This is a genomic window from Micromonospora sagamiensis (assembly GCF_014680085.1).
GTDB classification, from domain to species: Bacteria; Actinomycetota; Actinomycetes; order Mycobacteriales; family Micromonosporaceae; genus Micromonospora; species Micromonospora inyonensis.
The window spans coordinates 6685928-6711369 of record NZ_AP023438.1; the positions used below are offsets into that span (position 1 = coordinate 6685928).

Annotated in this window: 16 protein-coding genes; 14 read left to right on the forward strand and 2 right to left on the reverse strand. The window is 72.7% G+C overall.

The features are described from left to right. Positions 1-964 precede the first annotated feature (964 nt). From IGA62_RS28550 to IGA62_RS28560, 3 genes are read left to right on the forward strand one after another with little or no spacing between them, the layout of a single operon-like run. Positions 965-1651 (forward strand): tryptophan 2,3-dioxygenase family protein, encoded by a 687-nt coding sequence (locus IGA62_RS28550; protein ID WP_145817630.1) that lies wholly within the window; start codon positions 965-967, stop codon positions 1649-1651. A gap of 1 nt (position 1652) precedes the next feature. Then, the gene (locus IGA62_RS28555) at positions 1653-2780 is read left to right on the forward strand and encodes an aminotransferase class V-fold PLP-dependent enzyme (RefSeq protein WP_232624806.1); all 1128 of its coding nucleotides are present in this window, start codon (positions 1653-1655) and stop codon (positions 2778-2780) included. After that, positions 2777-3805, forward strand: coding sequence for a methyltransferase (locus IGA62_RS28560; protein ID WP_145817629.1), 1029 nt, complete (start codon positions 2777-2779; stop codon positions 3803-3805). The genes IGA62_RS28555 and IGA62_RS28560 overlap by 4 nt, the downstream gene beginning before the upstream one ends. A gap of 129 nt (positions 3806-3934) precedes the next feature. On the opposite strand, the gene IGA62_RS28565 is transcribed toward IGA62_RS28560, so the two are convergent. Then, positions 3935-4477 (reverse strand): hypothetical protein, encoded by a 543-nt coding sequence (locus tag IGA62_RS28565; protein WP_145817627.1) that lies wholly within the window; start codon positions 4475-4477, stop codon positions 3935-3937. Between the two features lie 69 nt (positions 4478-4546). On the opposite strand from IGA62_RS28565, the gene IGA62_RS28570 reads away from it, so the two are divergent. The 8 genes from IGA62_RS28570 to IGA62_RS28605 all read left to right on the forward strand — a co-directional run bounded on the left by IGA62_RS28570 (position 4547) and on the right by IGA62_RS28605 (position 21540). Further along, on the forward strand, positions 4547-5167 hold the full coding sequence (locus IGA62_RS28570) for a TetR/AcrR family transcriptional regulator (RefSeq protein WP_145817625.1): 621 nt from the start codon (positions 4547-4549) through the stop codon (positions 5165-5167). Positions 5168-5566: 399 nt separating this feature from the next. Next, positions 5567-11815, forward strand: a complete 6249-nt coding sequence (locus IGA62_RS28575; RefSeq protein WP_145817623.1) for a non-ribosomal peptide synthetase — start codon at positions 5567-5569, stop codon at positions 11813-11815. Between the two features lie 86 nt (positions 11816-11901). Further along, a complete protein-coding gene (locus IGA62_RS28580) occupies positions 11902-16248 on the forward strand; it encodes a type I polyketide synthase (RefSeq protein WP_145817621.1) in 4347 nt (1448 codons plus the stop codon). After that, the gene (locus tag IGA62_RS28585) at positions 16241-17482 is read left to right on the forward strand and encodes a MupA/Atu3671 family FMN-dependent luciferase-like monooxygenase (RefSeq protein WP_145817619.1); all 1242 of its coding nucleotides are present in this window, start codon (positions 16241-16243) and stop codon (positions 17480-17482) included. Before IGA62_RS28580 ends, IGA62_RS28585 begins: the two co-directional genes overlap by 8 nt. Beyond that, positions 17475-18944 carry a condensation domain-containing protein gene (locus tag IGA62_RS28590; protein ID WP_145817617.1) on the forward strand — a complete coding sequence of 490 codons (1470 nt, stop codon included), beginning with the start codon at positions 17475-17477 and terminating at the stop codon, positions 18942-18944. The genes IGA62_RS28585 and IGA62_RS28590 overlap by 8 nt, the downstream gene beginning before the upstream one ends. Next, the gene (locus IGA62_RS28595) at positions 18941-20818 is read left to right on the forward strand and encodes a non-ribosomal peptide synthetase (RefSeq protein WP_145817615.1); all 1878 of its coding nucleotides are present in this window, start codon (positions 18941-18943) and stop codon (positions 20816-20818) included. Before IGA62_RS28590 ends, IGA62_RS28595 begins: the two co-directional genes overlap by 4 nt. Before the next feature lie 111 nt (positions 20819-20929). Beyond that, the gene (locus tag IGA62_RS28600; protein ID WP_232624807.1) at positions 20930-21256 is read left to right on the forward strand and encodes a hypothetical protein; all 327 of its coding nucleotides are present in this window, start codon (positions 20930-20932) and stop codon (positions 21254-21256) included. After that, entirely contained in the window at positions 21250-21540 is a 291-nt protein-coding gene (locus tag IGA62_RS28605; RefSeq protein WP_145817613.1) for a hypothetical protein, read from the forward strand. The genes IGA62_RS28600 and IGA62_RS28605 overlap by 7 nt, the downstream gene beginning before the upstream one ends. Before the next feature lie 76 nt (positions 21541-21616). On the opposite strand, the gene IGA62_RS28610 is transcribed toward IGA62_RS28605, so the two are convergent. Then, the gene (locus IGA62_RS28610) at positions 21617-22483 is read right to left on the reverse strand and encodes a S1 family peptidase (RefSeq protein WP_190289228.1); all 867 of its coding nucleotides are present in this window, start codon (positions 22481-22483) and stop codon (positions 21617-21619) included. 351 nt (positions 22484-22834) lie between these two features. Here IGA62_RS28610 and IGA62_RS28615 point away from each other — a divergent pair, with 351 nt between their 5' ends. Genes IGA62_RS28615 through IGA62_RS28625 form a run of 3 tightly spaced genes read left to right on the forward strand, consistent with a single transcriptional unit; the run spans position 22835 to position 25442 of the window. Continuing rightward, on the forward strand, positions 22835-23686 hold the full coding sequence (locus tag IGA62_RS28615) for an ABC transporter permease (protein ID WP_198501142.1): 852 nt from the start codon (positions 22835-22837) through the stop codon (positions 23684-23686). After that, positions 23683-24405: an ABC transporter ATP-binding protein gene (locus IGA62_RS28620; protein WP_145817611.1), complete on the forward strand. Its 723-nt coding sequence runs from the start codon at positions 23683-23685 to the stop codon at positions 24403-24405. Before IGA62_RS28615 ends, IGA62_RS28620 begins: the two co-directional genes overlap by 4 nt. Positions 24406-24425: 20 nt before the next feature. Further along, positions 24426-25442 carry an ABC transporter substrate-binding protein gene (locus IGA62_RS28625; RefSeq protein ID WP_186499822.1) on the forward strand — a complete coding sequence of 339 codons (1017 nt, stop codon included), beginning with the start codon at positions 24426-24428 and terminating at the stop codon, positions 25440-25442.

A 25442-nucleotide genomic window follows, 5' to 3' on the forward strand; every position in this document is an offset into this window, starting at 1 on the left:
GGTCGCGGCGTGGCGCCGGTGGCGCGACCCGCCGCGGAAACACCGATTCCCATCCGTTCGACCCATCCGATGATCGGTCGTTCGACAACCTCACCCACGACACACCCCACTACGCAGCGACACGTCGAACCGAATACCTGCCATGTCGAAAAAGGACGCGATCTGCCACCGGCCGGACAGCCGGAACAGTCATAACCGAATTCGCCACAGCATCGATCCGGCAACGCCTCGGCGTAGCCCCCAGCGGATCGCACCGGGATGCTAGCAGCGGCTCTCCTTGCGAACGCAAGCTCCTGCGGAACGTCGCTTTTGGACAGGCTTCCGACGATCGGTGCCACTACGCGGCACCTGAGCTCCACGATGGATTGCGCTGGTCGTCAATGTCACGTACTTCCACATTTCGATTCTTCGGAGACCCCGGAGGGGCCGGTGACCGGAGTTGCGGTGCCGCGCCCCGCCCACTCCCCCACCACCGACGCCGCACCCTCCTTGTCCGCGTTCATCACCCGAATCACGCGCGCCCAGAAGGGGCGGCCGGGCGGTTCACCAGTTGGAAACACCCATGACTCCGGCAACCCGCACTCCCGCGGCGGCGGGCCGGACGGGCCGCCCGGATCGGCTCGCGCACCACGCATCCGGCCGGCGTCGAAGCCCACCACACCGCACCCTGCGCGCCCTGTTCGGACGGGTATCCGACAGTCGCTATGGAGATCCATTCACGACAAAGACAGCGCGGTCCTCTATGGTCGGCCTGACGACGATCGTCCACATCCGAGCGTCGAACGGGTGAACGGAGGCTGACCGACTGACCGGCAGCGCCGGCTGCCCCACTGTCCGGTCGGACGGCGAACCCTGCGCGGGGGGCCATCTTCCGATTGTCTGCCGTCACTGGATAATGGGCCGCGCCCTGATCCGGGCCGGTCCTGGGATCGGGCACACCGACACCCACGGAAGGGACGATTCTGTGAAGCGAGACTTCTCGCCCGTGCTCCCCGGCGAGGGTGCCACGGACTACGCCCGCTACATGCGTACCGACACCCTGCTCGCCCTGCAACGGGATCCGGCGGAGATGACCCACCGGGACGAGTTGCTCTTCCAGGTGGTCCACCAGTCCGCCGAGCTGTGGCTCAAGCTGGCGGTGGCCGAGTTGACCGAGGCTGCCGCCCGGATCGGCGACGGCGAGCTGGCGGAGGCGGAACTCCTGCTGGCCCGGTCGGCCCTCGCCGTCCGGCTGATCACCGACCAGCTCGACATGTTCCGGTATCTGCCACCGGCCACCTTCCAGGCCCTCGTACCGGTGCTCGGCAACGGCTCCGGGGCCGAGTCGCCGGGCTGGAAGCAGGCCCAGGCCGCGAGCCGCCGGCTCGACCAGGCGTTCAGCACGTACCTCGCCGACCGGCAGATCGACCTGCGGAAGATCTACTCGGGCAACCCCGCCGACCCGGTCTACCGGCTGGCCGAGGCGATGGTCGAGTGGGACGAGCGGGTCGCGCTGTGGCGGGTACGCCACTACAAGATCGCCATCCGGATCGGCAGTCACGGTGCCATCGGCACCCAGGGCAGCCCGGCGAACTGGCTCGCCAAGCTGATCGACCACCGGTTCTTCCCCGAACTGTGGCAGGTGCGTACCGAGCTCGGCGGGGAGCACTGACGTGGACGGCGCGCTCCGCGCGCAGTTCCCGGTGCTGGACACCTGCGTCTACCTGAACAGCAACTCCACCGGAGCGGTACCCCGGGGCGTGCAGGACGTCCTGGCCGGCTACTGGGACACGCTGCGCACCTGGCGGGACGATGTCTGGGGCGGGTGGCACGAGGGCCTCGACCGGTACGCCGACACCCTCGCCGCCTTCATCGGCGCGCCGGCCGGCAGTGTGGTCACCGACGCCAACCTGAGCACCCTGCTGGTGCGGGTGGCCTCCTGTTTCGACTACCGTCCGCCGCGCAACCGGGTGGTCACCACCGACCTCGAGTTCCCCACCGTGCCGTTCGTCTGGAACGCGTTCCGCCGCTACGGGGCGCAGCCCGAGGTGGTCGGCACCGGCGGCCCCCGGTTCGACCAGGACGCCCTGGAGGCGGCGATCGACGAGCGGACGCTGCTGGTGTGCGTACCGCACGCGAGCTTCTCCTCCGGCGCCGTCCTGGACCTGCCCCGACTGGTGACCCACGCGCACTCGGTCGGTGCCCTCGTCGCGGTGGACGCCTTCCAGAGCGTCGGGATCATGCCCCTGGACGTCACCGCGCTCGGCGTCGACTTCCTGCTCGGCGGCGCACACAAGTGGATGTGCGGGGCGGCGACGGCCTTCCTCTACGTACGCCCGGACCTGCTGCCGGGCCTCGAACCGGCGGCGACCGGCTGGCAGGCGGGTGACCGGGCGCTGACGTTCCAGCCGTCGACCGGCTTCGCCGACGGCGCGCAGCGGTTCGCCGGTGGCACGCCGTACCCGCTCACGTCGCTGATCTCCCAGGTCGGCCTGGACCTGCTGGCCGGGGTGGGCACCGAGGCGATCCGGGCGCACTCGCTGCGCTGCACGCGACGGATCATCGACCGGGCGCAGGCGGCCGAAATCCCGATCGTCAGTCCGGTCGGCCCGGATCGGGGCGGCGTGGTCTGCCTCGACGTCCCCGACGGGGAGGCGGTCAAGTACCGGCTCGCCGCCCGGAACATGGTGTGCAGCTGGCGGGGCTGGCTGCGGATCGGTCCGCACGTCTACAACACCCTCGACGAGATCGACCAGTTCATGGACGCACTGGAACAGGAATGGCAGGGAACCCGCCGATGAGTACTCCGTCGTTGTCCCCCCGCGCGCTGATGAGCCTGCTGGTCAACGCGAGCAAGGCGGTGGACGTGCTGGAGACCGCCTACACCGAGGGGCTGCTCGACGCGCTGGAGCCCGGTCCGGTGACCCTGGGCGAGCTGGCGACCCGGTTCGACGTACGGCCGCTGCGGCTCTACAAGTTCCTCGACTGCCTGGAGAGCGTGGGCGTCGTCGAACGGGAGGAGAAGGGCGACGACATCGTCGACGCCCGCTACCGTGCGGTGCCCGGACTCCGCGACGCCGTGCACGCGGTCTGCGGGCCCGGCTCCATCGAACGGGACCGGGACCGGTACCCGTGGCGGCAGCTGCACGGTCGGCTGGCCGAGAGCCTGCGCGGTGAGGTCAGCATGACCGACGACGACTTCGCCTGGCCGCCGAAGACCGACGAGCAGACGGCCTCGTTCGAGCAGAGCATGTCGGTCGGGCTCGGTCCGGTGATCGAGGTCTTCGGCCAGCACGCCGACCGGCTCTGGGCGGGACGTCGCCGTTTCCTCGACGTCGGCGGCGGGGACGGCACCCTCGCCGCGACGGTGCTGCGGGACGCGCCGGGGCTGCGGGTCGACGTCTACAACCTGCCGGCGGTCGGGCCGCTGGTCGAGCGGACCCGGGCCGGGTGCGCCGACCCGGAGCGGCTCGGATTCGTGGGTGGGGACTTCTTCGCCGAGCCGCTGCCGACCGGGTACGACGCGATCTCCTTCGTCCGGGTGCTGCACGACTGGCCGAACGACGTCGCCCGGATGCTGGTGGAGAAGGCGTACGCGGCCCTGCCGCCGGGCGGGATGCTGCTGATCTGCGAGGAGTTCCGCACGCCGGACCGGCTGGCGATGCAGTTCTTCTGGTCGTACTTCCTGATCGGGGTGGACAGCTGTGTCAGCCGGCTGCGGGAGGTGGAGTTCTACACCAGCCTGCTGACCGAGACGGGCTTCGAGCAGATCGAGGTGCTGCCCGGTGGCTGGGAGCTGATCGCCGCCCACAAGCCGGAGCACTGACCGGACGGTGACCCGTGGGGTGGGTCCGGGTGAGGGCTCACCCCGCGTCCGCGGCGACGGTGGCGCGCTGCATGCGTCCTTTCGCCGGCGTGTCGTACCGGTACACCGCCAGCGTCGTGCGCCCACGTCTCAGCGACGCGGCTCACGCTTCGGGAAGATGGTGTAGTACAGCGGCCAGAAGACCAGCCAGACGACGATCACCAGGCTGAGGCGGCCGATCCACGCCTCCAGCTCCCGCGTCCGGTCCGGGTCGCCGACCAGGACGATCCCGCCGACCAGCAGGGCGCAGGCGACCGCCCAGCCGAGCAGGGCCTTTCCCCACTCGCGCCACTCGTGCCGGGTCCGGGCCCAGCCGTAGCGGGGCGGTTTCACCGGCGGCGGGCCACCGGCGAACCGGTGCGCGAAGCGCTGGTCGGCCCAGCGCACCATGCTGTGGCCGAAGGCCACCGAAAAGCCGAGGTACGCGGCGGCGAGGCCGTGCGCGAGCGTGGCCGTGCCGCCGGAGCGTAGGTCGATCATGGTGGCGACGAGGAGCACGACGTCGACCAGGGGTACGGCCAGCAGCAGAGCGGCTCCGACGCGGGGGCGGCGCAGCGGGTAGCGGGCGATCAGTCCGGCCGCCAGCACGACCCAGAAGGCCACCTCACAGGCGATGATCAGTCCGACGAGCATCTACCACCTCTTTTTAGTACGCTGTGCGATAACCGTAGCAGGGCATGGCACACGCAGCCGGAGGGGTCGTTGCCCAAGATCGTTGATCACGAGGCCCGGCGCGCCGAGCTGGCCGAGGCGATGTGGCGCGTGGTCTACCGGGACGGGGCCGCCGCGGCGACCGTCCGTAGCATCGCGACCGAGGCGGGCTGGTCACCCGGCGCACTACGGCACTACTTCACCACCCAGACCGAGTTGCTCGCCTTCGCCCTGGAACACGTCATGGCGAAGGCGACCGAGCGCTTTCACGCCGGGGACTGGAACGGGCCGGTCCGCGACACCGTCCAGCGGCTGCTGGAGGAGCTGCTTCCCCTGGACCAGCAGCGCGTCCGGGAGATGGAGGTGTGGCTGCTGCTCGCCGCCCGCGTCCCGGCCGACCCGCTCGCGCGGACCCGCGTCGCCGAGGCCGACGACGGCGTACGGCGGGCCACCGAACTCGCCGTCACCGCGCTCGCCGATGCCGGACTGGTCGCGCCCGACCGGGACGTACCGACCGAGGCGACCCGGCTGCACGCCCTGCTGGACGGGCTCGCCCTGCACGCCCTGCTGCACCCCGACCTGATGCCCCCCGACCGGGTCCGCGCCGCCCTCGCCCACCACCTCGACGACCTGCGCCGCGCGACCCGGCCGCCAGCGGCGGACACCTCCTGAGCTGCTGCGCCCACCTGCGCATGCCCTACACCCACCCGACAATCAGCCCGCCGCCACCGCCCGCCGCTCACCGCCACCGCCCGCCCGCCGTCACCGCTCGTCGCCGCTCGGCCGGATCTTGGACACTTAGCGTTGGATAAGGACGGTAGGTGTCCAAGATTCAGACGCATCAGGGGTGCCAGCGGACGGGGCTCGCCGTCGCCGAGGGTTTCGCCGGCACGTTACGAGCGAGGCTCGACCGGCACGGCGGCTGACCACTCCCACCCTGACCAGTGGCGTGACCGCCCAGTGGTTCGGCGGGAAGGATCCGGGAAGCTGCCGGTGAGAGGCCACCTCGATCCTTACTCCGATGGCGCAGTGAAGCTGGCCACTCACGGAGAGTACGAGGTGTTTCCGCCGATGGACCCCGCTGGATCCGACGAGAGCACCGAGTTCCCCCTGTCGTCGGCGCAGCGTCGGTTGTGGTTCCAGTACCGGCTGGAAGGCCCGTCGGCCACGTACAACATCCCGATCGTCACGCGCATCCGCGACCGGGTGGACGCAGACGCGCTGCTCATGGCGGTACGGGACGTGGTGGGCCGGCACGAGATCCTGCGCACCGTGTACGTGGAGGCCGACGGGGAACCGGCACAGCGTGTCCTGCCGGCTGCCGGGGTGCCCGTTGACGCCGCCCACGTGGTGGCCGCGCCCGACGAGGTCGACACGGCGGTGGTGGAGACCTGCCGGTACGCGTTCGACCTGGCCACCGAGCCGCCGCTGCGGGTGCGGTTGTTCAGCGTCGGGGAGCGGGAGCACCTGCTGGTGCTGAACCTGCACCACATCGCCGGGGACGGTGGGTCGCTCGGCCCGCTCGCGCGGGACCTCTCCCACGCCTACGCCGCCCGCACCGCCGGCCGGGCACCCGAGTGGGAACCCCTGCCCGTCCAGTACGCCGACTACGCCCTCTGGGAGCACGAACTTCTCGGCGCGGAGGACGACCCGGCAAGCGAGATCAACCGTCAGCTCACCTACTGGGGAACCGCCCTGGCCGGGCTGCCGGAGGAACTGCCGCTGCCCACCGACCATCCCCGCCCGCCGCAGGCGTCCTACCGGGCCGGACGCGTCGACCTCACCATCGACCCGGTCACCCACGACGCGCTGCGCGTCGTCGCCCGCAACAACGACGCGACCCTGTTCATGGTCGTCCAGGCCGCCATCGCCACCCTCCTCACCCGACTCGGCGCCGGCACCGACATCCCCCTCGGCACGGTCGTCGCCGGACGCACCGACGACACCCTCGACCAGTTGATCGGGTTCTTCGTCAACACCCTCGTCCTCCGCACCGACACCACCGGCAACCCCACCTTCAACGAACTCCTCCACCGCGTCCGCGACACCGACCTCACCGCCTACGACCACCAGGACCTCCCCTTCCAACGCCTCGTCGAACACCTTCGACCGGCTCGGTCTCCCGGTCGGAATCCGCTGGCCCAGGTGGCCTTCGCGGTCGACGGCGGACTCGTGCTCGATCTGAACGGGTTGGATGTCGTCGCGGAGAAGCCGCCGTTCGAGACGGCGAAGTTCGACCTGTACTTCGGTTTCGTCCCGCAGCCCCGTTCGGGGGAACTCACGCTGGGCCTCATCTACGCGGAGGACCTGTTCAGCCGGACCGGCGCAGAGGCGCTGGGGCGACGCCTGATCGCCCTGCTCGCCCAGGTCGCGGCCGACCCCAGGTTGCGGGTGGGCACGGTGGACATCCTGACGTCCGAGGAGCGTCGTCAGGTTCTCACCGGTTTCAACGCCGCCACGCCCCGCGTGCCGTCCGAGACCCTTCCGGCGCTCTTCGAGCGGCAGGTACGGCAGCACCCGGACGCCGTCGCGGTCGTGCACGGTGGCGCGGAGATCACGTACCGGGAGCTGAACAGGCGGGCCGGACGGCTGGCGTACCACCTGATCGGGCTCGGGGTCGGGCCGGACGTGCCGGTGGCGGTCTCCATGCGACGGTCGGCGGGCCTGGTCGTCGCCCTGCTCGCCGTGAGCATGGCCGGTGGTTGCTACGTGCCGGTGGACCCGGCGTACCCGACCGCCCGCCAGGAGTTCATCCTCCGCGACGCCGCACCGGCCGTCCTGATCGTCGACGATGCCGCAGCCCAGCCCGCACCAACGTCGGCGGCGATCGTCGTGGCCGGCGGCGAGGCGTGGGAGGGGCCCGCAGACCCGCCCACCGGCTACCGGCTCCCGACGCCGTTTCTGGACAACGCGGCGTACGTGATCTACACGTCGGGGTCGACGGGCGCGCCGAAGGGCGTCACGGTCACCCACCGGGGCATCAGCCGACTGGCCCACCGCTACCAACGTGACTTCGAGGTCCGGCCCGGCAGCCACATCCTCCAGATCGCCTCGATCGGCTTCGACGGCTCCGTCTGGGAGATGCTGATGGCCCTCCTCGCCGGCGGCACCGTCATCCCCTTCGCCCCCGAGCAACTCCTCACCGCCGGCACCGGCCACGACCTCGTCCGCCGGACCACCCACGTCACCGTCACCCCGTCACTACTGGCGTCCCTGCCCGCCGGCACCATCCCCACCGGGGCGATGGTCATCACCGCCAGCGAGGCCTGCCCCCAGTGGCTGGTCGACACCTGGTCCGTCGAATACCGCCTCGTCAACTCCTACGGGCCCACCGAGGTCACCGTCTGCGCCAGCGGCGGACCACTGCCCGCCGGTGAACCGGTCACCATCGGCGTCCCGGTCGCCAACACCGACCTCTACGTCCTCGACGACTTCCTTCGGCCGGTTCCCGTCGGTGTGCCGGGCGAACTCTTCGTCGCCGGCCCAGGGCTCGCCCGTGGGTACCTCCGTCGCCCCGACCTGACCGCGTCCCGCTTCGTCGCCGACCCGTACGGCCCGCCCGGCAGCCGCATGTACCGCACCGGCGACCTCGCCCGCTGGGACACCGACGGACAGCTGCACTTCCTCGGCCGCACCGACGACCAGGTCAAAATCCGCGGCTACCGCATCGAACTCGGCGAAATCGAAACCACCCTCACCGCACGCCACGACATCCGCCACGCCGCCGTCATCGCCCGCGAAGACCAACCCGGCGACAAACGACTCACCGCCTACCTCGTCCCCACCGACCACACCACGGTGGACGTCGCTCACCTCCGCCGGGACCTCACCGCGCAGCTACCCGACTACATGGTCCCCACCGCCTACCTCGTCATGGACACCCTGCCCATCACCGCCAACGGCAAGCTCGACCGCGCGGCCCTACCCGCCCCCGCCCACACCACCAGCAGCGCGCACGCCGCCCCCCGCACCGCCCGCCAGGACGTCCTCTGCCGGCTCTTCGCCGCCGTCCTCGGCCTCCCCGACATCGGCACCAGCGACAACTTCTTCGACCTCGGCGGCCACTCCCTCCTCGCCACCCGCCTCGTCAACCGCATCCGCACCACCCTCGGCGTCGAACTCGGCGTCCGCGACCTCTTCGAGAACCCCACCGTCGCCACCCTCGAACCCCACCTGACGGCGGGGACCGCACGCGCGGCGCTGACCGTCGCTGCCCGACCGGATCCGCTGCCCGTGTCGTTCGCCCAGCGCCGCCTGTGGGTGCTGCACCGGATCGAGGGTCCGTCGGCGACGTACAACGTGCCGGTCACCACCCGCCTCCACGGCACGGTCGACGTCGACGCCCTCCGGGCCGCCGTCGACGACCTCGTCACCCGACACGAGATCCTCCGCACCACCTACACCGAGATCGACGGCGAACCCGCCCAGCGCATCCACGACCCCGCCCCCGGAATCGCCACCTTCACCCACCACCAGATTCCCGTCGACCAGGCCGAAACCATCCTCGCCACCGCCTCGGCCCACCCCTTCGACCTCGCCCGCGAAGCGCCCCTCGCCGTCCACCTCATCACCACCGGCGACCGGGACCACCTGCTCCTGGTCAACCTGCACCACATCGCCGGCGACGGCGCCTCCATGGCCCCCCTCGCCCAGGACCTCGCCACCGCCTACACCACCCGCACCACCGGCCACGCACCCGAATGGGAACCCCTGCCCGTCCAGTACGCCGACTACACCCACTGGCAGCGGACCCTGCTCGGCTCCGAGGACGACCCGGACAGCGATGTCAGCCGCCAGCTCGCGTACTGGGGTGAAGCCCTGGCCGGGCTACCGGAGGAACTGCCACTACCCACCGACCACCCCCGGCCGCCGCAGGCGTCCTACCGGGCCGGACGCGTCGACCTCACCATCGACCCGGTCACCCACGACGCCCTGCGCACCGCCGCCCGCAACAACGACGCCACCCTCTTCATGGTCGTCCAAACCGCCATCGCCACCCTCCTCACCCGACTCGGCGCCGGCACCGACATCCCCCTCGGCACCGTCGTCGCCGGACGCACCGACGACACCCTCGACCACCTCATCGGCTTCTTCGTCAACACCCTCGTCCTCCGCACCGACACCACCGGCAACCCCACCTTCAACGAACTCCTCCACCGCGTCCGCGACACCGACCTCACCGCCTACGACCACCAGGACCTCCCCTTCGACCGGCTCGTCACACACCTGCAACCGCCCCGGTCGCTCGGCCGTCACCCGCTGTTCCAGATCGCCCTGTCGCGCGCCGACCGCACCCCCACCACCACTCCCCTGCCGGGGCTGGAGTGCACACCGGAACCGACCCGCCTGCGAATCGTGAAGTTCGACCTGGAGTTCACGATCATGGACGAGCCGGTCGACGGGGATCTGGACATCACGATCGGCTACGCCACGGACCTCTTCGTCCACCGGACCGTCGAGCTGATCGGGCAGCGCCTCACCGCGATCCTGCGCCAGGTCGCCCGGCAACCCGCCACCCCGATCAGCCGGATCGACATCCTGGTCGACGACGAGCGGAAACGGCTACTGCCGCAGGTGTCAGCCCAGACCGCCGTGTGCAGCGTCGTCGAGGCGTTCGACGCCCAGGCCGCGCGCCGCCCGGACGCCGTCGCGGTCACCGACGGGTCGACCGTCCTGACGTACGCCGAACTGCGGGAGCGGGCCGAGCTGTTGGCGCGGACGCTGTGCGCGGCCGGGGTGACCGCCGAGACGCCGGTGCCGATGCTGATGCAACGGTCGGTCGACCTCGTCGTCGGCATCCTCGCCGTCCTCAAGGCCGGCGGCGCCTACCTGCCCATCCACACCGCCTACCCGCTGAACCGGATGCGGGCGGTGGTCGCGGCGTCCGGCTCTCCGGTGATCCTCGTCGACGACGCGTTCCGCGACCACGACCTGGTCGCCGACCAGGTCGCCGCCGGGCGTCGGGTGCTGGGCTGCGCGGCCGATCCGACGGCGGACGACGTGCCGCTGCCGGTGGTGCATGCGCAGCAGCTCTGCTACGTGATGTACACCTCGGGCTCGACCGGGGAGCCGAAGGGCATCCAGATCACCCACCAGGGCGTCGTCGACCTCGTCCGCGACCCCAGCTGGACCATGCACCCCGACGACCGCGTCCTCCTCCACTCCCCCCACGCCTTCGACGCCTCCACCTGGGAACTCTGGGGACCACTCCTCGCCGGCGGACAGGTCGTCGTCGCCCCACCCCGCGAACTCGACGCCGCCGGGTTCCGGATGCTCCTCAGGAAACACGACGTCACGCGGCTCAGCCTCACCGCCGGCCTCTTCCGCGTCGTCGCCGACGAACTAGTGGACGCCTTCACCGGGCTGACCGAGGTCACCACCGGCGGCGACGTGATCTCCGCGCGGGCGGTGAACCACACCCTGGCCCACTGCCCCACCACCATCGTCCGCACCACCTACGGCCCCACCGAAATGACCCTCTGCGTCACCCAGTACCCCTGGCGACACGGAGAACAAGCCGACGCCACCGTCCCCCTCGGACACCCGCTGCACGACACCCACCTCCACGTCCTCGACCAACACCTGCAACCCGTCGCCACCGGTGTACCCGGCGAGTTGTACCTCGCCGGAGCAGGCACCGCCCGCGGCTACGTCAACCGCCCCGACCTCACCGCCAGCCGCTTCGTCGCCAACCCCTACGGCCCACCCGGCAGCCGCATGTACCGCACCGGCGACCTCGCCCGCTGGGACACCGACGGAAACCTGCACTTCCTCGGCCGCACCGACGACCAGGTCAAAATCCGCGGCTACCGCATCGAACTCGGCGAAATCGAAACCACCCTCACCGCACGACCCGACATCCGCCACGCCGCCGTCATCGCCCGCGAAGACCAACCCGGCGACAAACGCCTCGCCGCCTACCTCGTCCCCGTCGACGACGCCACCGTGGATGTGGCCGCCCTTCGGCAGGACCTCGGCGCGCAGCTACCCGACTACATGGTCCCCACCGCCTACGTCGTCATGGACACCCTGCCCATCACCGCCAACGGCAAGCTCGACCGCAACGCCCTGCCGGAACCGGCCGACCCTTCCACCCGCAGCGCCCGGCAGGACGTGCTCTGCGAACTCTTCGCCGCCGTCCTCGGCCTGCCCGAGGTCGGCACCGACGACGACTTCTTCGACCTCGGTGGTCACGCGCGGCTCGCCGGGCGGCTGGCGACCCGGGTCCGCTCGATCCTCGGCGTGGACATGGACGCCCAGTTGCTCGTCGACAACCCCACCGTCGCCGCCCTGGACGCCCGGCTGCCGGCGCACACCTGACCTCCCACCCCGCCGGACCTGCCGTCACCGACCGTGTCGACAGCCACCGGCCCACCCACCTACTCACACACAACGAGGGGCCTGACATGAGCGACGACGTGGAGTCGACGATCCACGACAGCGTGGCCATCATCGGCATGAGTGGCCGCCTGGCCGGATTCGACTCCGTCGACGAGTTCTGGCGGGGACTGGTGACCGGTGCCGAGGGCTCGACCACGTACCCGGACGACAAGCTGCTCGCGGCGGGCGTCCCGGCGGCGGACCTCGCCGATCCGGCGTACGTGCGTACCGGTTTCCCGCTCACCGCGCCCGGTCTGTTCGCCGCCGATTTCTTCGACGTCGGTCCGGCCGAGGCGGAGGTGACCGATCCGCAGCACCGCCTCTTCCTGGAGTGCTGCTGGACCGCGATGGAGCACGCCGGGCGGGCCCCGGGCGGTGACCACGGCCGGGTCGGGGTCTTCGCCGCCACCTCGTCGAGCGGTCACCTCGCCGAGCGGGTACTCCCCTCCGAACGGGCCGCGCGCATCGCCCACCCGTTGCAGATGTCGGTCGGCAACGACGCCGGCATGCTGGCGTTGCGGGTCTCGTACAAGCTCAACCTCACCGGTCCGAGCCTGACCGTCTCGTCGGCCTGCTCGTCGTCGCTGGTGGCGGTGCACCTGGCCTGTCAGAGCCTGCTCACCCACGAGTGCGACGCGGCGCTCGCCGGTGGCGCGACGGTCCGGCAGCTCGACCCCACCGGCTACCGGCACGAGGAGGGCGGCATCCTGTCCCGGGACGGGCGGTGCCGGCCCTTCGACGCCGACGCCACCGGCACGGTGGCCGGTGACGGCGTCGGGGTGGTGGTGCTCAAGCGCCTCGCCGACGCGCTCGCCGACGGTGACCACGTGCACGCGGTGATCCGGGGTTCGGCGGTCAACAACGACGGGTCGGCGAAGGTGGGCATCACCGCACCGTCCACCACGGGTCAGGTGGCGGTGATCCGGGACGCGCTGGCCGTCGCGGGGGTCGCCCCGGAGACCGTCGACTACGTCGAGGCACACGGCACCGGAACCGCGCTCGGCGACCCGATCGAACTGCGGGCGCTGGCGGAGGCGCTCGGCCCGGTGCCCGCCGGCTCCTGCCGGGTCGGGGCGGTCAAGTCCAGCATCGGTCACCTGGACGCCGCCGCCGGGGTCGCCGGCCTGATCAAGACGACACTGGCGCTCGAGCACCGGTTCGTCCCGGGCACGCTGCACTTCCAGCGCCTCAACCCGGCGCTGGAGCAGCCCGACAGCCCCTTCCGGATCAGCGCCGACGGCGAACCGTGGCCGGTCGCCGACCATCCGCCCCGAGCCGGCATCAGCTCCTTCGGCATGGGCGGCACCAACGCGCACCTGATCCTGGAGGCGGCCCCGTCGCACCCGGCCGCCGTCCCGAACCGTCCCGTCCAGCTGCTGCCCCTGGCGGCCCGGACGGCCGACGAGCTGACCGCCGCCGCCGCGCGCCTGGCCGACCACCTGGCCCGGACGGCACCCGGACCGGCCGTCCTGGCCGACACGGCGTGGACGCTCCAGGTCGGACGGGCCCGGTTCGGGCACCGGCGGGCCGTCGTCGCCACCGACGCGGTCGACGCCGTGGCGGCGCTGCGGTCCACCTCGACCGGGACGATCGTCGACGGGACGCCGCACGTGGTGTTCCTCCTCCCCGGCCAGGGCACCCGGTTCGCCGGTGTCGGCGCCCGGCTCTACGACAGCGAGCCGGTGTTCCGCGCGGCGGTGGAGGAGTGCGTCGCCGCCTTCGCCCCGCATCTGGACTGGGACCTGCGGGCGCTGCTCGTCGGCCGGGACGGGTCGGGGCTGTCCGACGATCCGTCGGCGGAGACGGGCTACGCGCAGCCGGCGATGTTCTGCCTCGACTACGCCTGCGCCCAGTTGCTGCGGTCCTGGGGGGTCGAGCCGGACGCGATGGTCGGCCACAGCCTCGGCGAGCTGGTCGCCGCCTGCCTGGCCGGGGTGTTCGACCTGGCGGACGCGGCGCGGGTGGTGGCGGCCCGCGCCCGGTTGATGCAGGAGTTGCCGCCGGGGCGGATGGTCTCGGTGGCCCTCGGCGAGGACAGGTTGCGGGCGGTGCTGGCCGGACACGGCACCATCGCGGCGGTCAACGCACACTCCTCCTGCGTCGTCGCCGGTGACGAGGCGGAGATGGCGGTGGTCGAGCGGCGACTCGCCGAGGTCGGCGCGGTGACCCGTGTCCTGCCGGTCCGGCGGGCCTTCCACACCGTCCACACCGAACCGGCGCTGCGCGCGTTCGCCGACGTGCTGCGCACCGTCCGGCTGCGTCCGCCGACGGTCCGGTTCCTGTCCAACCTGACCGGGACGTGGATCACCGACGAACAGGCCACCGACCCGCAGTACTGGGTGGCCCACGTCCGTGGGCAGGTGCGGTTCGCGGCCGGCGTCACGGTGGCCGCGGCGTGCCCGAACCCGCTCTTCGTGGAGGTGGGTCCGGGCCGCGGGCTCGGCAACCTGGTGCGGGCCGGCGCGTACGACAGCCGGCCACCGGTGGTGGCGATGCTGGCGCCGTCGCCCGGCTCGGCGGAGCGGCCCGACGGCACGGGCGTCCACGACGAGCAGCGGAGCGTGCTCGCCGCCCTGGCCGAGCTGTGGCAGCACGGCGTCGAGGTGGACTGGGCCGCCCTGCACGGTGGTGTCCCCCGGCGGCGGACCCCGCTGCCCACGTACCCGTTCACCCGTACCGGGTTCCTGCTGCCCCGGGCGACGACGGTGCGGCCGACCGACCCGCCGGCCCGGACGCCGGTCTGGTTCCCGGCGGCGCTCCCCCGCGACGGGGCCCGCGTGCCGGACCGGTGCGGCTGGCTGGTGCTCGGCGACGAGCCGGGGTGGGGTGGTGACGTCGCCGACGCGCTGCGCGCGGCCGGCCACCCGGTGCGCCGGATCGCGCGGGCCGACGGGCCGGACGGCGTCGACGCGGCACGGCCGGAGACCTGGGAACGCCTCTTCCGGGATCGCCCGGCCGACGGGCCGGTGGACCGGGTGCTGCACGCCTGGGACAGCGGGGACGAGGACGTGGACGTCGCGGTGGCGGCGCTGGTGGGTCTCGCGCGGGCCCTGCACGCGGCGGCACCGGGCCGCCCGGTCCGCGTGGACGTCCTGACCGAGGAGTTGCGGGAGGTCGTCGGCTCCCGCGTCCGGGCACCGCACCGGGCCGCGCTGGACGGGGTCGCCGCCGTGCTCGCCGGGCGGTACCCGACGGTGCGCTTCCACTTCGTGGACGTCGGTGCGGTGACCGGCGACGCGGACCGCGACCGTCAGCGCGCCCTGCTCCTCGCCGAACTGGCGGCGGAGACACCGGACACCCACGTGGCGTACCGGGGCACGCGGCGGTTCCGGCGTGCCCTCGTGCCCGCGCCGACCGGCCCGGCCGGTGTGGTGCCGGACGGGGGTTACCTGGTGACCGGGGCCGACCGGGAGACCGGGCTGCGGCTCGGGGCGGAACTGGCGCGCTCGGGTGCCCGGGTGGTGCTGGCCGGCGGTCCGGAACTGCCCGATCCGACCGGCCCGGACGCCACCGGTCCCCTCGCCGCTGAGCTGGCAGAGCTGCTCGACTCCCGGCCGGAGGCGGTGAGCTGGGTGCCGGCCGACCCGACCGACGCCGACGGGCTGCGCCGGCTGGTCGACACGGCCCGGGACCGGGTCGGTCCGCTCCGTGGCGTCGTGCACGTCGTGGACGCACCGTCCGAGCCGGTCGCGGTCGGTCGGTCGATCGACCGGATCCGCGTCCTGGCCGACCTGCTGGCCGGTGACGACCTCGACGTGCTGCTGCTGGTCACCGGTGCGGGCGGCGGCGACCCGCTGGTGGAGGAGGCGGTCGCCACCGCCGTGGGGGCGTTCGCCGAGCAGCGCTGTGCCGAGGGACCGGCCACGACCGCCGTACGCCTGCGCTCCGGGGCCGATCCGGACGGCCCGGCGGGGCCGGTGGCGGTCCTCCGGGCGGCGCTCGGCGGCGGCGTGCCGCAGGTGGTCGTCACCGGGCCGCCGACGGACGTGGCCGGCGCCGCGGTGCCGGTACCGGACCGGACGGAACCGCACGAACCGCTGCTGGCCGCCGCCGACATCGACGACGAGGTCGAGCGGTCCGTCGCCGAGGTGTGGCAGGAGGTGCTGGGCGTGTCGGGATTCGGTCCGGAGGACGACTTCTACCAACTCGGCGGGAACTCGCTGTTCGCCATGCAGATCATCGCCCGGCTGCGGCAACGCTTCGGCGACCTGCCGATGAGCGTCATCTTCGAGGCGCCGACCGTGAGCGGCCTGGCGGCGGCGATCCGGGCGTGGCAGGGCGAGGGCATCGGACTCGACGAGTTCGAGGCGCTGCTGGCGGAGATCGAGGCCATTCCGGCCGCGGGTGGCATCGGAGGCGGCGACCATGTCTGAGCGTCCCTCGGTCACGGACCTGAACCGGCGGCTCGCCGCCCTCTCCCCCGAGCGTCGGGCGGCCCTGGAGCAGGCGATGCGGGCCCGTGCCGTCAGCCTGCCGCCCGAGCTGGCCGCGTCACCGACCCGCGCGACGGCGGCCCAGCCGGGCCGGCGGCGACGCCCCACCAGCCGGATGGCGTTCAGCCTGTTCTTCTTCTCCGGGGACGGCTCGACGCGGGACGGGGAGAAGTACCGGCTCCTGCTGGACTGCGCCCGGTTCGCCGACGAGCGGGGCTTCGCCGCGGTCTGGGTGCCCGAACGGCACTTCGTCGACTTCGGTGGCCTGTACCCGAACCCGTCGCTGCTGGCGGCGGCACTGGCGGTGACCACCCGGCGGGTGCAGTTGCGGGCCGGCAGCGTCGTCCTGCCGCTGCACCATCCGGTGCGGGTCGCCGAGGAGTGGGCGGTGGTGGACAACCTCTCCGGTGGGCGGGCGGCCATCTCGGCCGCCTCCGGGTGGCATCCGGACGACTTCGTCCTCGCACCGGACGGGCCGGCTGGCTTTCCGGGGCGCAAGGACGCCATGTTCGCGGCGATCGAGACGATCCAGCGCCTCTGGGCCGGGGAGACGATCGACGTGTCGCGCCCGGACGGCAGCGTCCGCGCGGTCCGTACGCTGCCCCGGCCGTTGCAGCCGGAGCTTCCCGTGTGGGTCTCGGCGGCGGGTTCGGTGGAGACGTTCGAGCGGGCCGGCGCGATCGGGGCGAACGTGCTGACGGGCGTGATCGGGCACCGGCTCAGCGAGCTGGGTGAGAAGATCACCGCCTACCGGGCGGCCCGCGCGGCGGGTGGGCACGACCCGGCCGCCGGCACGGTCACCGCCATGGTGCACACCTTCCTCGGCCCCAGCGACGCGGAGGTCCGGGCGCTGGTGCGGGAGCCGCTGATCGACTACCTGGGCACGTTCCTGCGGCAGCACCAAGGCATCGAGGGCGGGTTCGGCGCGCTCGACGACGACGCGAGGGCGGCGATGCTCGACGCCACCTTCGAACGCTACTTCCAGTCGCTGGCGCTGCTCGGCACGCCCGACAAGTGCGAGGCCCTGGTGGAGGACCTGGTCGACGTCGGCGTCGACGAGATCGCCTGCCTGGTCGACTTCGGCCTGTCGCCCGACACCGTGCGCGACGGTCTGGACCACCTCGACGACCTGCGCAACCGTTACCAGAGTTCGGAGGAACCCACGGATGACTGACCTGTCGGCCCGGCTGGAGCGGCTCACCCCCGCGCAGCGGGCCCTGCTGGACCGTCGGCTCGCCGACCGGCAGCGCGCGACGTCGGTGGGTGCCATCCCCCGCCGCGCCCGGCGTGACCGGGCCCGGCTCACCGACGCCCAGGAGCGGATCTGGCTGCACCGCCAGCGCCAGCCGGACGACCCGGCACACAACGTGCCGTCGGCGTGGCGGCTGCGCGGCCGGCTGGACCTCGACGCCCTCACCCGCGCGGTGCACGCCGTGATGGCCCGGCACGAGGTGTTGCGGAGCACGTTCGAACTGGACGGCGACCAGCCCGTCCAGGTGATCCACCCGCACCTGCCGTTCGCCGTCCGGACGATCGACCTGAGCGACCTGCCACCGGAGCGGCGGGAGGAACAGATGTGGCAGGAGGCGCGGGCGGAGGGAAACCGTCCGTTCTACCTGCACTCCGGCCCACTGCTGCGGATGCTGGCGATCCGGCTGGCCGACGACGAGCACGTGCTGGTCCGCATCTTCGACCACATGATCTGGGACCGGGCGTCGATGGGCATCTTCGGCCAGGAGGTGGCCGGTTTCTACCGCGCCTACGTCGAGGGCGGGACGTACGACCCGCCGCCGCTGCCGATCCAGTACGGCGACTACGCCGAGTGGCAGCCGGAGTGGATCGAGCGGGAGGTCCGGGTCCGGCACCTGCCGTACTGGCGGCGCCAGTTGGCGGGCACGCCGCCGGCCCGGGAGCTGCCGACCGACCACCCGGAGCGGCGGGGCGCCACCAACCGGTCCGGCCAGCACTACTTCCGGCTGTCGCCGGAGTTGACCGGGGCGTTGCGGCGGTTCGCCCACGAGGAGCGCACCACGCTGAACGTGGTGCTCCTCGCGGTCTGGAAGTTCCTCCTGCACCGGCTCACCGGCGCGGAGGACGTGGTGGTGGGCACCAACTCGTCCACCCGGCGGCGGGCGGAGACCGAACCGCTGATGGGGCTCTTCCTGACGATGCTGCCGCTGCGGACCACCGTCCGGTCGGAGCTGACGTTCCGGGAGCTGGTGGCCGCGACGCGCCGGACGATGACCGGCGCCCTCGACCACCACGACATCCCGATCGGCGTGATCCTCGACGAGCTGAACATCGGACGGGGCGTGGGACTCGGTGCGCTCTACCGGGCGGCCTTCATCATGGTCGACTTCCGGCACGAGGCTCCCCTGTCGATGGCGGGCCTCGACCTGGAACCGCTGATGCTGGAGAAGCAGACCGTCACCATCGACCTGAGCATCGGCTACTTCGACGAGGCCGGCGAGGACAGCGTCTACGGCATGATCGAGTACAACGCCGACCTCTTCACGGTCGCGACGATCGACCGGATGTGGCAGCAGCTGGACCTGCTGCTGCACGGGGCGGTCGCGACGCCTGACCGGCCGATGGCGGAGCTGCCGACGCCGACCGGGGACGGAGCCGAGCGGTGACCGGCGGCAGCGCTCCGGGCGACGGGACGCCGGTGTCCTCTCCGACCGGGCCCGGCCTGCTCGCCCGCGTCGCTGCCCACGCCGAGCGGACGCCCCACGCGGTGGCGGTCCGCGCCACGGCCGGGAGTCTGGACTACGGCGACCTGGTCGCACGGGCCGGGGCGGTCGCCGGGGCGCTGCGGGCACGCGGGATGGCTGTCGAGTCACCGGTGGGGATCTGCCTGCCCCCGTCGCCCGACCTGGTGGCGGCGCTGCTCGGGGTGCTGTGGGCGGGCGGGGTGGCGGTGCCGCTGGACCCGGCGGCGGCGCGGATGCGGTTGCGCCTCCAGGCGGCGGACGCCGAGCTGGTGGCCCTCCTGGTGACGGCGGCGACGGCCGAGTGCGGGGCGTCGGTCGGCGTGCCGACGATCCTGGTGGACGCGGTGCCGGCGACTCCCGCCGTCCCGCCGCCCGGCTGGTGCGCGGAGCGTGCGGCGGTGGTCGTGCACTCGGCCGGGCTGGAGGAGGAGCCGAGGCCGGTGGTGGTGACCCACGGCAACCTCGCCGGCCTGGTGGACTGGCTGGTGGACGGCTGGCCGGCCGGCACCTTCGAGGCGGTGCGGGTCGACGCGCCGCCGGACGGTCACCTCGCCCTCTGCCAGCTCCTGGCGCCGCTGGCCGTCGGTGGGACGGTGCTGGTGGACACCGGCAGCGCCGCACGCGGTGTCGCCGCGGCCACGGCGGGAGGCGCGGCCACAGCGGGAGGCGCGGCGGGCGGTCCCCGCGTCCGGATCGGCCCGCCCGGACCGGCCGGGGACACCGCCGCGGTGCTGCTCACCGGCGGGCCCCTCACCGGGCCCGTGCCGACCGTCGCGGCCTGCTGGTCGGCGTGGAGCGCGGCCGAGGTCGGCGGGCCGGCGCTGGCCGGCGCGTGCCTCGACGACGACCCCCGGGCGCTCGGCGAGCCCCGTCCGGACACCACGACGTACGTGCTGGACGACGCGCTGCGGCCGGTACCGGTGGGTGTGGTCGGTCGCCTGCACCTGGGCGGTGGGGCGGTGACCCGGGGCTACCACGGGCAGCCCTCGCTGACGGCGGAGCGCTACCTGCCCGACCCGTTCTCCGTCACACCCGGTCGCCGGATGGTCGTCACCGACGACCTGGTCCGCCGCGACGCCGACGGCGTGCTGCGGTGGGTGGGTCGGGTCGACGAGTGCCCCCGGCGGGACGGGGAGCCGAGGCCACCGGTCGAGGCGCAGGCCACGCTGTGCCGGCACCCGGGGGTGGCCGACGCTGTCGTGGTCTGCTCCCCCACCGGGGACCTGGTCGCGGCGGCGGTGCCGGTCCCGGGGGCCGGGACCACCGTCGTCGGGTTGCGGTCCCACCTGGCGGGGCTGCTTCCGGCGCGGCTTCGGCCCGACCGGCTGGCACTGGTGGACGCGCTGCCGCTGCTGCCGTCGGGCAAGGTGAACCGTCGGGCCGTACTCGGTGCCGTCACACGGGCGGAACGGGCCGACGCGGTGGCGCAGGAGGAGCGGACGTCCGACCGGGCCGATCCGGCGGTGGCGGCGCAACGGCTGGTGGCGCAGGCCTGGACGGCGGTGCTGGGACGGTCGGTCGGGGCCGACCGGAACTTCTTCGACGCGGGCGGGGACTCCCTTCTGATGATCAGGTTGAGCGGGGTGCTCCGTCGGGCGTTCGACCGGGATGTCGACGTGGTGGACCTCTTCCGCCTGCCGACGATCCGGGACATGGCCGCCCACCTGGCGCCGCTGGCCACCGGAGCCGGCGGGTCGTCGGGGACCGGGCCGACGGTCGCGGAACGGCAGGCGCAGGCCCGGCAGGAGGCCCGTCGGCAGGTGGGACGGGCGCGCGGAGCGGGACGGGACTCGTGACCGGCCGGGTGGTCCGGAGGTGGCGACGCCTCCGGGCCACCCGAGGCTATTTATGGCCGTCAATTTGATTGGTAGCCTGGGACCACCCCTTCGCCGCTGATCGGAGGCCCCGTGGAAAGACGACGACCGACGCTGCGACTCGCCGCCGCCCTGACGGCCGGCGCACTGACCATCCCGCTCGGCGCCACCGCCGCCCAGGCCGACACGGTGGTGCCCCGGCACGCGATCGTGGTGTGCCAGAGCGCCAGCTTCTACGCCAACTACAACTCCTCCACCGGCCCGTCCGGGCTCAAGCGCGTCCTCTACTACGGCGACAAGATCGGCCACACGCCGGGCGCGCACCCGGTCTACAACGGCTGGGCGGCGTCCTTCGACTTCGGCCCCAACGACTGGGGCTACCTGCGGTACGAGTGCATCGGAGGGTACGACTCATGGTGAACCCCGTCGCCCGCCGGATCGGCGCGGCCGTCACGGCGGTGGTCGCCACGGTCGCGCTCACCCCCACCGCCGCCTCGGCCGCCTACGGCACCATCGGCGAGCGGGAGACGGTCTGCGCCAACGACCTGTTCGTCCGTACCCAGCCGAACGGCGCCTGGATGGGCACCCTCTACCGGGGACAGACGTTCCTGGTCGAGGGTCCCCGCAGCGGCGGCTACATCTACGGCTTCGCCTACGGCGACATCAACCGGCGCGGTTGGGTGCAGGACGGCTGGTTCTGCTGACCCGGGAGCGTCACTGTCGCCCATCCCCACTCCGCCTGCCCTGCTCCCCGGCCGGGGAGCAGGGCAGGCGGGCCGGTCAGGGCAGGGTCACGCCGTACGCGGAGAGGATCTCCGCGATCGGCTGGTAGTAGGAGACGCCACCGGTGGCGCAGTTGCCGCTGCCACCGGAGAGGATGCCGAGGATCCGACCGGTGGCCGGGTCGTAGAGCGGACCACCACTGTCACCCGGCTCGGCGCAGATGTTGGTCCGGATCAGCCCGAACACCGAGCCCTCGGCGTAGTTCACCGTCGCGTTCAGCGCCTGGACGTAGCCGCACCGCACGCCGGTGGTCGAGCCGCTGCGGCAGACCCGCTGACCGACGTAGGGACTGCCGACGCCGTTGATGGTGAGCAGGCCGGGGTAGGTGTGGACCGCGCTCGGGTGGGCGATCGAGGTGTTGGTGTACCGGACGATGCCGTAGTCGTTGCCCGGGAAGCTGCTGCCGGCGCGGCTGCCGAGCACGGTGCTCTGGCCGCTGTTGGCATACCACGTGCTGCCGGCAGCGGTGCAGTGTCCGGCGGTGACGAAGTACCAGGTGCTGCCGCTGCGGACGTTCGCACCCAACGAGCAGCGACCGCCGCCACCGGCGTAGATGGCCTCGCCGCCGGCGATGAGAGTGGTCAGCCGGCCCGGCTCGTGGCGCAGCACGGCACCGACCCGGGCGGCGGTCGCGCGCAACGCGGCCACCTCCGCGGCCCCGACGGTGTCGTCGACGGTGAGGGTCATCCGCCCGGTCGCCGGGTCGTGACCCCAGGCCGTGCCGGCGGTACGCACCTCGGCGAGGACCGCCGCCGCCCGGGCCGGGTCGACGGCGTCGGGGGCGGCGGGTCGGGCGTGGGCGGCCGCCGGCGCGGCGAGGAGCAGCACCGCCGCGAGGATGGCGGGGAACGGGGAACGACGCATACGGACCTCCGCTGATCGATATTGGTAGATGTCGATACAGCATCCACCCCCACCCGCCGACGTTCAAGCAACCGACGCGCGACTTCGGGCCCGGCACGGGCGTGGTCGACGGCCCGCCCGACCCGGCCGCCGCCCCGCACGACCACGCGGCCCGGTGCCTGCGCACGGTCGACCCGGCGTAGGACCCCGGCCACCGAGCGCCGACAACCCCTCCGCAAATCCCAGAATACGAGAGATTTCTTGCTAACCCACTAATCCTATCGACACCATAGGGAATCCGAAGATCGCCCTTGTCGAAGGCGGTCCACCCCTTGCCGTGACTGCGGCCGTGTACCGATAGATGGGATGGCGATGACCCTCACGCACCCCGTCGGCGCCGATGAGGTCGCCCGTTCCGGGACCTCCGCCACACCCCCCGACCGGCCGCCCTCCCCCGGCCGGCGGGCCCGCCTGACCCGTCCGCTGCCCGCGCTGCTGCTGGTGGGTCTCCTCGCCGCCGGCTGGCAGCTGATGGCGGACACCTCCGACAGCGCGCTGATCCCGGGCCTCACCGACATCGCCCGCGAGCTGACCGACATCACCACCAGCGGCACGCTGTGGGAGAACACCCGGGTCACGCTCACCCGGGTCGGGCTGGGCTTCGCGGTGGCGTTCGTCGTCTCGGTCGCCGCCGGCATCGCGATGGGCCGCAACGAGTGGCTCCGCCGCTTCCTCGAACCCGCCGTGCTCATCGGACTGGCCACCCCGGGGCTGGTCAAGGCGCTGCTCTGCGTCATCTGGTTCGGGGTGAGCCTGCTCAACCCGATCCTCACCGTGGCCCTGGCCGCCGCCCCGGCGCTCACCCTCAACGTCGCCCAGGGCGTGCGCGCGGTCGACCCGGCCCTGGGCGAGATGGCACACGTCTACCGCTTCGACGCGCTCACCCGGCTACGTCACGTGTGGATCCCGGCGATCGTCCCCGATCTGTTCACCGGGGCCCGGCTCGGTGTCGCGATGGCCTGGAAGGTCATCGTCCTGGTGGAGATCTTCGGCCTCGCCGACGGCGTCGGCTACCAGCTCAACCTGGAGTTCTCCCAGCACAACGTGGCCGGTGTGCTCGCCTGGACGATCGCCTTCGCCCTGGTCATGGCGGCCATCGAGTACGGCCTGGTGCAGGTGCTGGAACGCCGGGCGACCCGCTGGCGGAGGGTGGCCGTGCGATGAGCGTCCGGGTGAGGCTCGACCGGGTCGACAAGACCTACACCGACCGGCGCACCGGTGAGCGGCAGCAGATCTTCCGCGACTTCTCCCTCACCCTCGCCCCGGACGAACTCGTCGCCGTGGTCGGGGCGTCCGGCACCGGCAAGACCACCCTGATGCACCTGGTCGCCGGCCTGGAACGCCCCGACACCGGTCGGATCGACACCGGCGACGCGCCACCCCGGGTCGGCATGGTGTTCCAGCAGCCCCGGCTGCTCGACTGGGCCCCGGTCGAGACCAACGTCCGGCTGGCCGCCCGCGCCGCCGGGGTGGACACCGCCGAGGTGGCCCGGATCCTCGACGCGGTCGGCCTGACCGACTACGCCCGCTCCTACCCGTCGGTGCTCTCCGGTGGGCAGCGCCAACGGGTCGCGGTGGCCCGGGCCTTCGTCGTCCAGCCCCAACTCCTCCTGCTCGACGAGCCGTTCAGCGCCCTCGACGAACTGACCGCCCGCCGGCTGCGACTGCTGCTCCAGGAGTTGTGGCTGCGCCGACCCCGCACCGGGCTGCTGGTCACCCACAACGCCCTGGAAGCCGCGTTCGTCGCCGACCGGGTGCTGGTGCTCGGCGGCCGACCGGCCCGGGTGGTGTGGGAGTACCGCATCGACCGGCCCCGCCCGCGTACCCCCGAGGACCCCGAACTGTTCGACATCCACCGCCAGATCGTGGCGGAAATCGCATGACCATCCGGAGGGAACACCCCGTGTCTCAACTCGACCGACGTTCGTTGCTCCGTGCCGCCGGCCTGCTCGTCGGCGGGGCCGGCGCGACCGCGCTGCTGGCCGCCTGCGGCCGGGACGAGCCGGCCACCGCCGGCACCGGCGGCCCGCTGCGCGCCAAGGTGCAGCCCCGCAGCCCCGGGACGGCCGGAGCGATCCGCGACTCCGTGGTGGAGCAGTTCGGCCTGGAGGCCAAGCACCGGCTCAGCCTGGACCGCAAGGCCGGTGGCGGCCCCGGCGCGGGGCAGGAGCAACTGCTCACCGGCGTGCTGGACATCTACGCGTTCGGCCCGCTGGGCGCGACCGAGGTCAACACCAGCGGCCACGACATCGTGATCGTCGGGCCGTCGCTGTGGAACCACGGGAGTTGGATCGTGCCCGCCGACAGTCCGTACCGGACGGTGGCCGACCTGAAGGGCCGAAAGGTCGGCGTCCAGCCGCCCAGCAGCGACACCTACCGGGCCGCCGCGCTCGCCTCGGCGGTCAACGGGATCGACTTCGCCCGGGAGTACCGGCTCTTCACCGGCCAGCCGATCGCCAACCTGGCGCTCTACGAACGCGGCGACCTCGACGCGATCATCGCGATCGAGCCCAACGCCACCCGGCTGGTCGCCAAGGGCAACCGGCAGCTCGCCTCGGTCAGCGAACTCTGGCAGCGGGGCACCGGCGACCGCAGTCCCCTCTTCCTCAACGGCACGGCGGTACGCCGCGACTGGCTGGCCGCCAACCGGGAGACCGCGAAGGCGTACGTCGACCTCACCGCGGAGGCCTGGCGGCTGATCAAGGAGGATCCGACGCTGACCGCCCGGTACCACGCCGACTACGGCATCCCGGCGGACGAGAAGAAGGCCATCGAGCTGCTGCCCAGCCGCCTGGTGCCGGTCTACGGCGACGTCTGGGACGACACCGTCTTCGCCAACATCGACAAGCAGATCGACGTGGCCCTGGAGGCCGGCGTGCTGAAACGGCGCGCCGACCGGCCGGTGTACGAGAAGCTCTGA

Coding starts and splice junctions, on each gene's coding strand:
- IGA62_RS28560 (WP_145817629.1), top strand. CDS start 2,777: ATGAGTACTCCGTCGTTGTCCCCCCGCGCGCTGATGAGCCTGCTGGTC.
- IGA62_RS28565 (WP_145817627.1), bottom strand. CDS start 4,477: ATGCTCGTCGGACTGATCATCGCCTGTGAGGTGGCCTTCTGGGTCGTG.
- IGA62_RS28575 (WP_145817623.1), top strand. CDS start 5,567: ATGGACCCCGCTGGATCCGACGAGAGCACCGAGTTCCCCCTGTCGTCG.
- IGA62_RS28580 (WP_145817621.1), top strand. CDS start 11,902: ATGAGCGACGACGTGGAGTCGACGATCCACGACAGCGTGGCCATCATC.
- IGA62_RS28585 (WP_145817619.1), top strand. CDS start 16,241: ATGTCTGAGCGTCCCTCGGTCACGGACCTGAACCGGCGGCTCGCCGCC.
- IGA62_RS28590 (WP_145817617.1), top strand. CDS start 17,475: ATGACTGACCTGTCGGCCCGGCTGGAGCGGCTCACCCCCGCGCAGCGG.
- IGA62_RS28605 (WP_145817613.1), top strand. CDS start 21,250: ATGGTGAACCCCGTCGCCCGCCGGATCGGCGCGGCCGTCACGGCGGTG.
- IGA62_RS28610 (WP_190289228.1), bottom strand. CDS start 22,483: ATGCGTCGTTCCCCGTTCCCCGCCATCCTCGCGGCGGTGCTGCTCCTC.
- IGA62_RS28615 (WP_198501142.1), top strand. CDS start 22,835: ATGACCCTCACGCACCCCGTCGGCGCCGATGAGGTCGCCCGTTCCGGG.
- IGA62_RS28620 (WP_145817611.1), top strand. CDS start 23,683: ATGAGCGTCCGGGTGAGGCTCGACCGGGTCGACAAGACCTACACCGAC.